At 39.1% G+C, this 14401-nt stretch carries 11 protein-coding genes; 5 read left to right on the plus strand and 6 right to left on the minus strand.

The genetic code is table 11. The features are described 5' to 3' along the window. Positions 1-136: 136 nt before the first annotated feature. Complete coding sequence (locus FHK88_RS13315; protein WP_227431194.1) at positions 137-1024, plus strand: energy transducer TonB; 888 nt, start codon at positions 137-139, stop codon at positions 1022-1024. Positions 1025-1119: 95 nt separating this feature from the next. Here the strand turns inward: FHK88_RS13315 and FHK88_RS13320 are convergent, their stop codons facing one another. The 5 genes from FHK88_RS13320 to FHK88_RS13340 all read right to left on the minus strand — a co-directional run bounded on the left by FHK88_RS13320 (position 1120) and on the right by FHK88_RS13340 (position 7132). Further along, a complete protein-coding gene (locus FHK88_RS13320) occupies positions 1120-1830 on the minus strand; it encodes a MipA/OmpV family protein (RefSeq protein WP_227431195.1) in 711 nt (236 codons plus the stop codon). 153 nt (positions 1831-1983) lie between these two features. Further along, complete coding sequence (locus FHK88_RS13325; protein ID WP_227431196.1) at positions 1984-2715, minus strand: rhomboid family intramembrane serine protease; 732 nt, start codon at positions 2713-2715, stop codon at positions 1984-1986. Between the two features lie 339 nt (positions 2716-3054). Continuing rightward, entirely contained in the window at positions 3055-4266 is a 1212-nt protein-coding gene (locus FHK88_RS13330) for an alpha-hydroxy acid oxidase (protein ID WP_227431197.1), read from the minus strand. Positions 4267-4486: 220 nt separating this feature from the next. Continuing rightward, positions 4487-6241, minus strand: a complete 1755-nt coding sequence (locus FHK88_RS13335) for an L-lactate permease (protein ID WP_227431198.1) — start codon at positions 6239-6241, stop codon at positions 4487-4489. 597 nt (positions 6242-6838) lie between these two features. Continuing rightward, the gene (locus FHK88_RS13340; RefSeq protein WP_227431199.1) at positions 6839-7132 is read right to left on the minus strand and encodes a glutaredoxin family protein; all 294 of its coding nucleotides are present in this window, start codon (positions 7130-7132) and stop codon (positions 6839-6841) included. Positions 7133-7233: 101 nt separating this feature from the next. Here FHK88_RS13340 and mtgA point away from each other — a divergent pair, with 101 nt between their 5' ends. The 3 genes from mtgA to FHK88_RS13355 all read left to right on the plus strand — a co-directional run bounded on the left by mtgA (position 7234) and on the right by FHK88_RS13355 (position 10771). Next, a complete protein-coding gene (mtgA, locus tag FHK88_RS13345) occupies positions 7234-7917 on the plus strand; it encodes a monofunctional biosynthetic peptidoglycan transglycosylase (RefSeq protein WP_227431200.1) in 684 nt (227 codons plus the stop codon). A 261-nt stretch (positions 7918-8178) separates the two neighbouring features. Continuing rightward, positions 8179-10284, plus strand: coding sequence for a polyphosphate kinase 1 (gene ppk1, locus FHK88_RS13350; protein ID WP_227431258.1), 2106 nt, complete (start codon positions 8179-8181; stop codon positions 10282-10284). A 241-nt stretch (positions 10285-10525) separates the two neighbouring features. Further along, positions 10526-10771 carry a hypothetical protein gene (locus FHK88_RS13355; RefSeq protein WP_227431201.1) on the plus strand — a complete coding sequence of 82 codons (246 nt, stop codon included), beginning with the start codon at positions 10526-10528 and terminating at the stop codon, positions 10769-10771. A gap of 123 nt (positions 10772-10894) precedes the next feature. Here FHK88_RS13355 and FHK88_RS13360 read toward each other — a convergent pair whose 3' ends face one another. Continuing rightward, a complete protein-coding gene (locus FHK88_RS13360; protein WP_227431202.1) occupies positions 10895-11599 on the minus strand; it encodes a tRNA-(ms[2]io[6]A)-hydroxylase in 705 nt (234 codons plus the stop codon). A gap of 513 nt (positions 11600-12112) precedes the next feature. Between FHK88_RS13360 and FHK88_RS13365 the strand changes: the two genes are divergently transcribed. After that, positions 12113-14323, plus strand: a complete 2211-nt coding sequence (locus FHK88_RS13365) for a malate synthase G (protein WP_227431203.1) — start codon at positions 12113-12115, stop codon at positions 14321-14323. The last annotated feature ends 78 nt before the right edge of the window (positions 14324-14401 follow it).

Raw genomic sequence — 14401 nt, forward strand, 5'->3', positions numbered from 1 at the left:
TATAAAATAGTCGCCCATTTTAACAAAGTTACTCGTCATCTGTGTTAGATTATGTGACATATCAGCGCATCATGGTATCATATGATGTGTCGATAAATCAGCCACAAAACGTGTTTGTAAGTCAAAGAGATTATTGATGGCTCATATAAAAGATTCCCAAAGTTACCATTTTTCTGCTCAAGCACCACAGCGTGATTTTAGCATGCTGTTTGCAGTTGTCGTAGCAGTGGTGGTGCATGCTGTCATCATTTGGGGGATTACATTTTCAGATAACATTAGCCCCGCAGATAAAGTACAAGAAGTGGCAACTGTACTGACGCAAAATATGCAAGAAAATGAAGAGGCTAATTTTATTGCCAATGCTTCACAAGAAGGCGGTGGGCAAGTGAGACAGCAGCTACGCTTGGAGACGACTCAGATTAGTCCGATGAGTGATGATGCGATGAATGATACACAAGATATCATCAATCTACAAAAACAGCAGCGTCAACAGCGTTATCAAGATAGCTATCTAAGAACGACGCTCAGTTATCGTGAAGTAGAGCAACAAAGTGATAATAAAGAAGAAGATACACACGATGATTTACGAGAGCAGGAGGAAAGATTGCGTCAAGAGATTGCCACTCTTGAAGCGCAATTGTCACAAAAGCAGCAAGTATTTGCTAAAAAGACAAAAATTGAAACAGTGGATAGTAATGCGACCACACATGGCAAAGCAGCACAGTATTTAGAGCGCTTTCGTCAGCATGTAGAAAATGTAGCGACTCAACACTATCCTGCACAGGCACAATTACAAAATATTCATGGTGATGTGCGTTTAATGGTTATTATTAGTAGTGATGGTACAGTCAAAGCCATTCGTTTATTAGAATCTTCGGGTTCAACGATTTTAGATGAAGCCGCTAAAAAGTCAGTACGTCAATCTGCACCTTTCGGTAAGTTTACCGATGATATGAGTGATATAGTAGAGTTGCGTATCATTAGGACATGGCGATACTCAGATAGTATTCAGGTAACTTATTAGTTAGTAGCGTTGAGCTTATGTCATTATAGTTATAAAAAAATGGCTTAGGGTTTTATTCTCTAAGCCATTTTTACAGCTGTTTTAGGAATGGATTTTTAAAAATTATACAATAAACCGATGGTTGTTTTTGCTTCTGTGCGATTTTTTACCATTGGGCTGTCATACTGTGCATCTGGTAGATAGGTGAAGCTTTGATTCGCAAATCCAGCAAAATGCTCATTAATTTCGTAACGGGCACTTAAGTTAACATAAGGGCGGAAGCTTTGTTTAGCTTGATAAGCATCAACGCCTGAGCGTTTTGCCTCTTGTTCACTTACTCCATAATAGTAGTTGCTATAGTTTTTATCATACCACTCAAATCCTACACTCGGATATGCTGTAAAGTTATCACGACTGTACTTTGCCACATAGTTAATCCGACCCATATTGCCATCGCTATTTCCACTGACATCATGGGCGGCTTGTATACGAAAACCGCCAATTGGAGTAGTGTGTAAGTATTCTGCACCTACAACAATACTTCGTTTACGTTCATCAAGCTGTGCCAAATTACCTTTAGCATCATCTGGATTAAACGGTGTGCCATTTAGCTGGGCATAGGCGGAAATTCGTTTGTTATTATCTTTTGTAAGATAAGCACCAATTTGATTTCCACGCGCATACACACGATTATTATCATAAAATAGGCTGGGTAAAATATGAACCTGTGTATCCTTTGTATCATAGACAGAGCGAGTCATGACAGCATTAATACCCACACTCAGTTTTGCTTCTGGATCTGCTGTTAATGGCTTCGTCTCAGCCATGACAGTATGGCTGCAGCCAATGGCAACTAGAGCAAGCAACGTGCGATGATATATCATAGGTATATGAGTGGTTCGTTGGAGAGATGATAAAAGCATGAGAGTCTCACATATAGAGTTGATATGAAATGTATATGGGATATTTTAGTTTGTTAATTAGCTCAAGTGTAATGCTATCTGCTGATGAATGTCTAGCCAAATCCAGAAAAAACTTATCGTACATAGACAAATGATGCTCCAAGGTAGGATGACTGAAAGTACTTTGGATTTTAAATGTGATAAGGCTATTGAACCTCCAATTACGGCACCTGTTAATGCACCTCCAATATGCCCTGCGTTGTCTATACCAGGAATCGCAAATCCATAGACCAGATTAATTGCCATAATAATTGCCAAGCTTTTCATATTAAGTTGAATACCATTGACTGTCATTTTTAATAATGCGGCAACTAACAAAGCACCACCAATACCCATAATGCCACCTGAAGCACCTGCAGATATTGCCGGTAGAGTGGTACTGCCATCTAGTAGAGACTGCCAACCTAAATAGTTATTTAGCAAGTTGCCACCCACTGCTGATAATAAGAAAATAATAAGAAACTTAATATGACCAAACATTGGCTCAGCAACTTGTCCAAAAAAATACATGGCAAAGGCATTAAATAGTAAGTGCATCAAACCAATATGTAAAAAGGCACTACTGAATAGTCGCCATGGCTCATAGCCCATACTGAGAGGGAGAACATTTGCACCCCATTTAATAAGATCTTGTGAGGAAGGATTATCGATATTAACACCAGTTAGGGCTTGGATAATAAAGAGTAGTACTATTGAAATTAGCAATAAAGTTGTAACTGGAGCGAATTTTAATAAACTTTGTATTTTCATAACGGTCTTTAACTAGATGTTAGGCATAGAGTGAGAATGGTGACATGGTTGTAGTATCAACTTAATTTTCTTCCTTTGCTTTTAGCTAGCTAGATGGTTTATACCGTTGATAGGTATCATCCAGTCGTATGGAGTGAGAATTAATTGACCATCATGTCGTCGTCCTTTTGACTATAATGAAGGTGGAGTAATAAAAAACCACCTTTTGTATCTATATCATAAAATATATAACAAAAGGTGGTGGTTTTTTGACGACTTGCCCTAGATTAGATAAGAGCATACCTCATGCCTATGCAATGATGCTCATACTATGCAAGATAACTTGGTCCCAGTACACTTTTAACCCCAATGCATCGGTGCAATATGAGGATTAGATGCTTTTAAATGCTCAAATGTACCTTTAACAAGGATGTCATCAGTAACTGTATGAATGTCTGTATGACCACAAAATGCCATGGTGACATCACATTCTTTGTAGATAATCTCTAATGCACGGCGAACACCATCTTCACCATATGCACCTAGACCATACAAGAATGAGCGCCCAATCATTGTACCTTTTGCACCCATTGCGATGGCTTTTAGTACATCTTGTCCAGAGCGGATACCACTATCAAGCCAAATTTCAATATTACTGTTTTCTGCTTGGATGGCTTGTACAATATCGGGTAGGGCAGCAATAGAAGAAGGTGCGCCGTCAAGTTGGCGACCACCGTGGTTAGATACAATTAATGCATCTGCGCCACTACGTGCAGCTAAGATGGCATCTTCTGGCTCCATGATACCTTTAATAATCAGTTTGCCACCCCATAGCTCTTTGATTTGTGCAACATCATCCCAGCTTAATCCTGGATCAAATTGTTCAGCTGTCCAAGAAGATAAAGAGGATAAATCCCCAACACCTTTAGCATGACCGACAATGTTTCCAAATGTATGGCGTTTTGTGCCAAGCATGTTCATGCACCATTCAGGCTTGGTCATTAAGTTGAGAATATTTTTAAGTGTTGGTTTTGGTGGTGCAGACAGACCATTTTTAATGTCTTTATGGCGTTGTCCAAGTACTTGTAGGTCAGCTGTCAGAATCAGAGCTGAACAGTTGGCTGCTTTGGCACGATTGATAAGATTATGCATAAACTCTTTATCGCGCATCACATATAGCTGAAACCAAAAAGGACTACTGGTATTTTCAGCGACATCTTCAATTGAGCAAATACTCATGGTAGATAGTGAAAAAGGGATACCAAACTTTTCTGCCGCGCGAGCTGCGTGGATTTCACCATCTGCCCACATCATGCCAGTAAATCCAGTAGGTGCGATAGCAACTGGCATCTTCACATCTTGTCCAATCATCTTGGTAGCAAGGCTGCGTCCTTCCATATCAACAAGCACTCTTTGACGCAACTTGATACGGTCAAAGTCAGTTTCATTATTGCGGTAGGTTGTTTGTGTCCATGATCCAGAGTCGACATAGTCATAGAACATACGCGGTACTTTGCGTTCAGCTACTTGGCGTAGATCTTCAATCTCTGTAATTTTTGTTAAGTCTTTCATAATACTACCTTTATTTATGACATAAAGCCTGTGTCACATGATGACACAGACTTAAAGAAGCAATGCAATGGATGAGCAAAGTAAGGTTATGGAATGCCTTCTTATATTCTAATACCATATTAACGAATATTCATGTACTATCTGAACTATTTCAGTAAAGTAAGGTAAATTAAAATAGGGTTTGTCAAACTTTGCTCATTAATACACATAAGAAATACAGTTAGGCTGCTTTTTTACCACTAATGCTCATGACAGTAAAGAATACTAGAGGCCAAATAATGGCTAATGCCCACCAGAGCATATTACCAAAGATTAATGCCATGCCAATAAAGCCAGCCTGTACTACATAATAAATCATTGCCAGTAGTGTCTTACGGATGACATAGCCTTCTTTATTAATCAAGCCAACGACCGCACAAGCTGCTACAACGTTATGTACAGAAACCATATTTCCTGCTGCACCACCAATGGCTTGTAGAGCCACAACTTGCGCGGCTAAATTAGTATCTAGACCAATCTGTCCAGCGGTTGACCATTGGAAGTAAGAGAACATCATATTACTAATGGTATTAGAGCCAGCAATAAATGCACCCATTGCACCAATCCAAGGTGATACTAATGGCCATGCACCATGGAACGCATTGGCAGCACTTTCAGCAAGCAAAATAGGCATAGCAGGTAGAGATGTTGCCACTTCAGTAGCTGAACCTGAGTTGATAAATACTTGCACCATAGGAACAGAGAACAACAAGGCAGGTGCTGCCGCAATCATGGTCTTGGCTGAATTTGACCAGCTGCGTTTGACAGCAGAGCTATTCATACTAAAGAGCCAGATACATAGTAGTGAGGTAATGATTAAAATAGTACCAGGTGAGTATGCCAGCTGAATCTTACTAGAAATAGAAGTACCGAACAGGTTGGCAAACTTAATGGTTGTCATATCACCTACTAAGAAAGCTTTTAGAGGAGCAACCACACGAGTAATAATTAATAGCACAATCACAATGATATAAGGTGAAAAGGCACGAATAATTGAAAAACGAGGTGCAACGCTGTCATCAAATTTCTCTTCAGCCAATGTACCTAGCCAAGCTGGATCCCAGTCAGAACGAGGTGCGAAATCAAAAGTTTCTTTTGGTACTAAAAATCCAGCTTTGGCAGCAGGTAGTACAATTAATAAACCAATGAAACCACCAACTAATGATGGAAACTCAGGACCTAAATATTTTGCTACTAAGAAGTAAGGAACAGTAAAGGCAAGACCTGCAAAAATAGCAAATGGCCATGCTTTTAAACCTTCAACAAATGAACGCTTTTCACCAAAGAAGCGAGTTAAGAAAGCACTAAGAATTAGCGGGATTAGAAATCCGATCAGAGCATGTAGAAGCCCGACATTTGCTGTGATTTGTAGTAGATACTGCTCTACTGTGCTTGGAGTAATGGCTTGAACGATATCTTCTTTACCACTAATACCAGTATTCACACCCAGTAATAAAGGCGTTCCAACAGCACCAAACGAGACTGGTGTTGATTGAATGATAAGCACTGTCATCACACATGCCATTGCAGGGAAACCTAATGCTAGAAGCAACGGTGCGCCCACTGCTGAAGGTGTACCAAATCCTGATGACCCTTCTACTAATGAACAAAATAACCAAGCAACAATAATAGCCTGAACACGTCGGTCAGGTGAGATATCCATAAAGCCACGGCGGATGGCAATAATAGCGCCACTTTCTTTAAGTGTGTTTAACAGTAAAATAGCGGCAAATACAATAAATAAAATTGTTAATGCAACAATGATACCATTAACAGAAGCAGCGGCAACCTGTGCGCCACTGGCATGCCAAACGAATAATGCTAATGCTGCAGTGACTAAGTAGGCAGCACCCATAGCAATTTTTGCTGGTAAACGTAATAAAACCAGCAGTCCTAGTACCACTAAAATTGGGGTAAGGGCTAAAAAAGTATACATAAACATTCCTTATTTGAATAGCTCCAGACATCCAAGGTTGGTAATAGTTGATAACCTCATGTCTGTCTTTGCATTATCACCCGTACCCATTAATCACACGTGGATATTTTGTACGTTAATATTATGAAGAATAGGCGAGTAATAATATCAATCATTAACACCCAATAAGCTAAAAATATAAACAAAGCATATTTAGAAAATAAGATACTGTTAAATAAGCTTTGTTCTTGTTCTCAGTTTCTGTCTTATATCTAGAAGTACAATTGCGTATCATATTCAAAGACAAGAAAGATTCTTATTGGACAAGCCATCATACCTAAATTTTTACAAAATGATACTATTGTTCACAGAGCAGATAACTAATTTGGTAGTCGTTCTTAAAGAATTGTGCTACATAAAAGGTGTGTGATGTTTGGAAAGACAATGAAATTGCGGGGTTGTCGGTGTGGAAGGACAGATAAGTAAGCTATGATTGATTTTCCTTATCATTGAGTTGAGTTCGACTTATGATAATTAAAATGAGACGTATTTTTTCACTTAATCTTATCTTGTATTATTGCCTGTTGAGTGCAATAAAGCCATGCTATTATTAAGGTTTTATAAAAGTTGTTGCATGTCGGGTAGTGTAAAAGGGTAATCAAGACGAGCAGAAGGCGTTAGTAATACAGGAATTTTTTCAGCAAACTGCATCATCAAATCTTCATCTAAATCTGCTATGTCCAGTACCTTGTAGGTTATAGCGTATGTTCCACAAAATAGCCTAAGCAAATTTTCTGCATCATCACACAAATGACAGCCGAGTGTACCTAATAAATACCAGTCTGTTACTTGTGTGTTGTCATGTGTCTGTATAAGTGATAATACTGCTGTACTGTTAGTGATAGGTTGCATAAATAATAAATCCAATAGTGATAAGCATATGAAGCTTATCATGACATAGGCGATGAGTTAAGATATATTGAGCATCCTTGTTAACTTTTAGGTCTTTATTCATGGCAGTTATTGGTAAATTTATTAAACGTCTAGTATGGGCGTTAATTTTGCTTGTTGTCGCATTTCATGTATTGGTTGCTGGCTTATTAGCTATTTGGAAAACACAACCAATTAATAACACGATGTTTATGTTACAGCACCGCTTATCTGGTGGTAGTATCACTCAGCAGTGGGTTGAGTATGCAGATATTGCGAAGTCTGCTAAGCAAGCAGCCATTGCCAGTGAGGATGCGAAGTTTGTTAGTCATGATGGCTTTGATATAGAAGGTATTGAAGTTGCTATGAAGAAAAATGAAGCATCAGGAACATTAGCTGCAGGTGGTTCGACCATTACACAGCAATTAGCAAAAAACTTATTTTTAACGCCACATCGCTCTTTTATTCGTAAAGGGGAAGAGGCAATCATTACGGTAATGATTGAAAATATGTGGGATAAACAACGTATTTTGACTGCTTATTTGAATGTGGCCGAGTTCGGTGATGGTATCTATGGTATTGAAGCAGCAGCTCAGCACTATTTTGATAAGTCAGCTAGCCAGCTTAACCCCAGTGAGTCGGCATTACTTATTAGTATGCTGCCTAATCCAAAGTATTATGAAAAACATCTTGATGCTAGACGATTACGTAATAAGCAACGAATTATTGAAAGGCGTTTAAAGTCTGCGACATTGCCTGAGTCATAAAGTACCAGACTCTAATAGATTAAAAAATAAAGTTTGTGATGTGATGGCTCCCCTGTTGCTATGGAATCGTCATATTCTTATGTTATGGTGCGCTGAGCCTTTATTTCTATTTAGTACAAGTGACTGATGATAGAGCATAAAAATTTTAGGAGAGAGAATATGTCAACAAATTCTAGCCAAAAAACAAATGTGAATGAGAATAATAGCCAGATAACAACGGTTAATGTTAAAGCAGAAAATAAGACAATAGCTCAAAGTGAAATGACCCAAATTGATTGGCATAAGTTGCCTGATGGTACTTATTCACCAAACTGTTATATTAACCGTGAGTTGTCATGGTTGCAGTTTCATCTGCGAGTTTTGGCTCAAGCAACCAATCCTAACCATCCTTTATTAGAGCGCTTATTTTTTCTCATTATTTTTTCATCAAATATGGATGAGTTCTTTGAGATACGCGTCGCTGGCGTGATGAAAAAGATGAATCATGGTAATGTTTCTATTGCTTCAGATGGGATGAAGCCAAGTGATGTTTTGGCAGAAATCGCAAAAATTTCTCATGCGGCTATTACTGAGCAGTATCGTATTTTAAATGAAGATATTTTGCCTGAGCTGGCAAAGCAAGATATCCGCTATTTAAAGCGTGATGAGCTAGATGATAAACAGTCTGCATGGATGCGCAATTATTTTATCGAACAGGTTATGCCAGTATTAACACCAATCAGTATTGACCCTGCGCATCCGTTTCCACGTTTGGTAAATAAAAGCCTAAATTTTATGGTGAGCTTGGAAGGTAAAGATGCTTTTGGTCGAGATATTAATTTGGCAGTCGTACCAGCACCTCGTAGCTTGCCACGTGTCATTCGTTTACCTGATGAGCTGACGGGGGGTAAAGAGCATCATATTATGCTATCAGCGGTGATTCATGAGCATGTTAATGAGCTGTTTCCAGGGATGAAGGTCACAGGCTGTCATCAGTTCCGCCTGACCCGTAATGCCGATTTAAAACTCTCAGATGATGTTGATGATATTGCTAAGGCATTAGAAGGAGAGCTGGATAACCGTCGCTTTGGTGATAAGGTACGTTTGGAAGTGACAACCAATTGCCCCCAAGAGATTAGCGACTATTTGCTTAATGAATTTGAGTTGCATGAAAATCAGTTGTATCGAGTGAATGGTCCTGTGAATTTAACACGATTACTATTTGACTTTAATGTCCCTGAATTGCGTTATCAGCCCTTTACTCATGTGATTCCTAAGCCATTCCGTCGAGAGTCCTTTGATAAAGGCGATAGCATGTTCACTGCCATGCGCCGAGGTGATGTTTTGGTTCATCATCCCTTTGATTCTTTTAGCCCGATTGTATCTTTATTGTGGCAGGCAGCTCATGACCCGAAAGTACTGGCGATTAAACAGACATTATATCGCTCAGGAACAAACTCGGAGATTGTACAGGCATTGGCGGCGGCGGCTCGTAATGGTAAGGAAGTCACGGCTGTGATTGAGCTGCGCGCTCGTTTTGATGAAGCCAAAAATATTGAGGTAGCTAACTTATTACAAGAAGCAGGTGCAGTTGTTGTTTATGGAATTGTTGGTTATAAAACACATGCTAAACTTATGCTTATCGTTCGCCGTGAAGATAATCGTATTCGCCGTTATGTGCATTTAGGTACAGGTAACTACCATGCAGGTAATGCCAAGGCATACACTGACTATGGCTTATTTACTGCTGACCCTGATATTTCAGAAGACGTGCATAAGATTTTTCAAGAGCTGACAGGTATGGGCAAACCTGCAAAAGTTAATAAGCTATTACATGCGCCTTTTACATTACATGATAGCCTAATGCGCTTTATTGATGATGAAATTAAGCATGCTAAGGCGGGTAAAAAAGCACATATTATTGTCAAGGTAAATGCCCTGACAGAGCGCAAATTGATAGATAAACTTTATGATGCGTCACAGGCAGGTGTCAAAATAGAGCTGATATTACGCTCTATGTGCTGTCTGCGTCCACAAGTTAAAGGTTTATCAGAAAACATCACTGTACGCTCTGTTGTAGGACGTTTCCTTGAGCATACCCGTGTCTATTATTTTTATAATGATGGTGATGAGCGTCTATATTGTGGTAGTGCAGACTGGATGGATAGAAATCTATTCCACCGTGTAGAAGTTGCTTTCCCCATTGAAGATAAAAAGTTGTTCCAGCGTGTTTATCAAGAAGGGTTGATTAACTATCTACAAGATAATGTACAGGCATGGGAATTATCTGGCGATGGTTGCTGGCATGCCTTACAACCACAGTCTGATGAAGAAGCTCATATTGCTCAAAAGCATTTGTTAAGTGTGATTAATCATGTCAATGATTAAGTGATAAGCATATCAATACTTCAGTGTATTTGACAGCTTATTATTAGTTGATATGCTTAATTTACAATGGATATCACACCCTCCTTCCTTGCTTTTTTTTAAAGTGGAAAGCTGGGAAGGGGTTACATATAGTCACATATTGCTACATCATTACTTTAGTAAAATCAATAAGATAAATATATTATAAATAATAAGTAGGAAGGATTAGCGTAATTTAATTAATAGTATAGGATATGAAATTATGACAAATAAAACAGAAGCTACCCTTGAAAAATCAAAAGAAATGATTGACTCAGAGCATGTCAATAAAGGTGATATGCCAGCACGACAGCCAGATAGCAGAGACCAACAGGGGCAGCCTTTTGATGGTGGTCTGAATGAAGAAACGGCTGGCACGGAATCACCGCACAGTGAAGCTTTGAATGAACAGAACCGCTATGAATCGGTAGACCATGCGCAGTCTCGGACATTACCTACTCAAAAATAGTTCATAGAAAAGCAATTCAATTAAAGTCAAACTATTCATAGCTAGAGCATTTTACTTTGCTCTAGCCACTACCTATCCCTATCCCTAGCTCTAGATTTAGATAGACAAAAAACAAGTTTGCTTTTAGGCTGGTACGCCACTGTGAAAGCGTAACTCTGTATCAGGGCTAGTGATTAACTCAGCCTCTACCTGTCTAAAAAATGCCACCCGCTCATCTACTGGTGTGTCACTTAATGAATCGGCTAATGCTAAATAATCCTCATAGTGACGGCTTTCTGACTTTAATAAATAGCGATAGTATTTGGTTAGGCGCTCATCATCGATGATATTTGCCAGCGCAGCAAAACGCTCACAAGAGCGTGCTTCGATAAATGCACCAATAATTAAAACATCAATCATCGCAGCAGGTTCATAAGTGCGTTTGTGTTTTAGTAGCCCCTTAGCATAGCGTCCAGCAGGTAGGTGTGACCATGATAAGCCACGCTCTGCCATGATACCTACCACCTGCTCATAATGAAGCATCTCTTCTCGGATAAGCTGTGCCAGTTTGAGTTGTAATTCTTGATGGAACTCATAACGAAAGATAAGGTTCATAGCAGTGCCAGCCGCCTTTTTTTCACAGTTGGCATGGTCTTGTAATAATAGCGGAATATTATTAATTGCGGCATCTAACCATTTCTGAGGTGTTCTTGCGCCTAAAAACTCATGGATATGTGAGATATCGACGTGATGGGCTGGCAGGTTTGTAACCGTGGATTCAGAGCTATTCGTTTGTGTGTCTGTTAGCATTGTTGATTGAGATAGGGTAGTCGTCATTTGTTTACTCATCAGTCCTCATTCATCTCTGACTAGGGTGTTTTTTTTAGCAAAAATTGCTGTTATAGTCGATATTATACAATGATACAGATAGGTAACAGCAAACATATGCATTGTTGTTATTAAAGTTATTATCAAAATCTAAAAAATATACAATGGATTGAGACAGCTCACGTTCTAATGCAAGCCATATTTCATCAGGGTTATCAAATAATTAAAGCCTAGATATTTATCTAATGAATGATATTTTCTTGTATATTTTATTATTTGATAGTAGGATAAAAAATCTTCCCGCTCTAAACAAAGACATATTGTCATAAAGCTTCATGATTTTATGGCACATGTTATTTTTGATTTACTAGAAGCGGACTGTTGAACATTCATCTTTGTAAGAAAAATTTAGCCAATTTTTATACAACAGTAAAATATAGCTGTACCCCTTGTAAATACTAATTTAACGGGGTAAATGTTTAACAAGCTAATATCAAACCAACAAAACTTGTAACCAACAATAAGGAAAGCGCTATGACTCAAAGCCAAAATGCAAATCAAGCCCGAGTTCAAAAAGGATGCCTAGCCATTGATAATGAGCTTTTTGACTTTATCGAAAAAGAGGTTCTGCCTCGTGTCGATGTTGACTCAGATAGTTACTGGAGTGGTTTTGAATCCGTGGTAAAAAACTTTACACCACGTAATAAAGCGCTATTGGCAGTGCGTGATGACATGCAAAGCAAAATTGACCAGTGGCATTTGGATAACCCTGCACAGCAAGGTGAAGTTGACTTTGCTAAATATAAGCAGTTTTTGACAGACTTGGGATATCTATTGCCAGAAGGGGAGGATTTCCAAGTTTCTACAGAAAATGTTGATGCTGAGATTGCAAGCACCCCTGGACCTCAGCTTGTAGTTCCTGTACGTAATGCTCGCTATGCTTTGAATGCAGCCAATGCACGCTGGGGCAGTCTTTATGATGCTCTATATGGTACAGACATGATTGATGAAGCTGATGGTAAAGAAAAGGGCAAAGGATATAATCCTAAAAGAGGTGCTGAAGTCGTTGCCTATGCCAAAAACTTTTTAGATGAGCACTTTACCTTGCAACAAGGAAAATATAGTGATGTTACGGGCTTTAGCGTGGTTGATGGTCAGTTAAATATTGCCCAAGGTGATACCAGCACTAGCTTAAAAAATCCAGAAAAATTTGCTGGTTATGTTGGTAGTGCTGAAAGTCCAACGGGTATTTTACTAAAAAATAATAACTTACATGTTGAAATCCAAATAGATGCCAATCATCCAGTGGGTAAAGATGACCCTGCCAATATTAAAGATGTATTGCTTGAGTCAGCAATCACTGCCATTCAGGACTGTGAAGACTCTGTAGCGGCTGTGGATGCAGAAGAAAAAGTTGAAGCTTACCGCAACTGGTTTGGTTTAATGAATGGTGATTTAAGTGAGACCTTTAGTAAAGGTGGAAAAGAGCTAACCCGTACATTAAACCCTGACCGTGAATATACCACACCAGATGGTGGTAAGTTGCTTTTACCGGGGCGTTCTTTACTATTGATTCGTAATGTTGGACATCTAATGCAAAATCCTGCCATTTTGGTAGATTTGGGTGATGGACAAGAAGAAATCTTTGAAGGCATCATGGATGCACTTATCACACCTTTATTATCATTAAATGACATCAAAGGTAAAAGCAGTTTATCAAACTCTCGTGAAGGCTCAATGTATATTGTGAAGCCAAAAATGCACGGTCCAGATGAAGTGAAGTTTGCTAATGATTTATTTGCTGCCGTTGAAGATGTGCTTTCTTTACCTCGTAACACCATCAAAATGGGAGTAATGGATGAAGAGCGTCGCACAACTGTGAACTTAAAAGAATGTATCCGTCAAGCCAAAGAGCGTGTCATCTTTATCAATACAGGCTTCTTAGACCGTACAGGTGATGAAATTCATACCAGTATGAAAGCAGGTGCATTTGTGCGTAAAGGTGATATGAAGTCGCAAGCATGGCAACCTGCTTATGAGCAGTGGAACGTGGATATTGGTTTAGAAACAGGATTGTTAGGACGCGCACAGATTGGTAAAGGAATGTGGGCAAAACCAGATGAAATGAAAGAAATGGTTGCGACCAAAATTAATCACCCCAAAGCTGGTGCTACTACCGCATGGGTACCATCACCAACAGGTGCAACATTACACAGCTTGCATTATCATCAGGTGAATGTTCCTGAAGTACAAGAGAGTCTAAAGAATCGTCAGCGTGCCAGTGTTGATGATATCTTGACCATTCCGCTTGCCAAAGATACTAACTGGACAGAGGAAGAAAAACGTCAAGAGCTAGAAAATAATGCTCAAGGTATCTTAGGTTATGTTGTACGCTGGGTGGACCAAGGCGTTGGTTGCTCTAAAGTACCAGACATTAACAATGTCGGCTTAATGGAAGACAGAGCTACTTTGCGTATTTCTAGTCAGCACATTGCTAATTGGTTACATCATGGTATCGTGACTAAAGAGCAGGTTATGGATGCACTTAAACGCATGGCAAAAGTCGTTGATGAGCAGAATAAAGATGATGCGAATTATCGTCCAATGGCAGCAGATTTTGATAAATCATATGCGTTCAAGGCTGCTTGTGACTTAGTATTTAAAGGACATGAACAGCCCAGCGGCTATACTGAGCCTTTATTGCATCAATCACGCTTAGCAATGAAACAGAATAAGCCTCTATAGGTCTAAAAACTCTTCAAATTATGTAAAAGTTTGTTAAAATCTTTTATATGTTTATTAAAGCTGTATTTGGAAAGATAG

Source organism: Psychrobacter sp. I-STPA6b (assembly GCF_020662265.1).
GTDB lineage: Bacteria > Pseudomonadota > Gammaproteobacteria > Pseudomonadales > Moraxellaceae > Psychrobacter.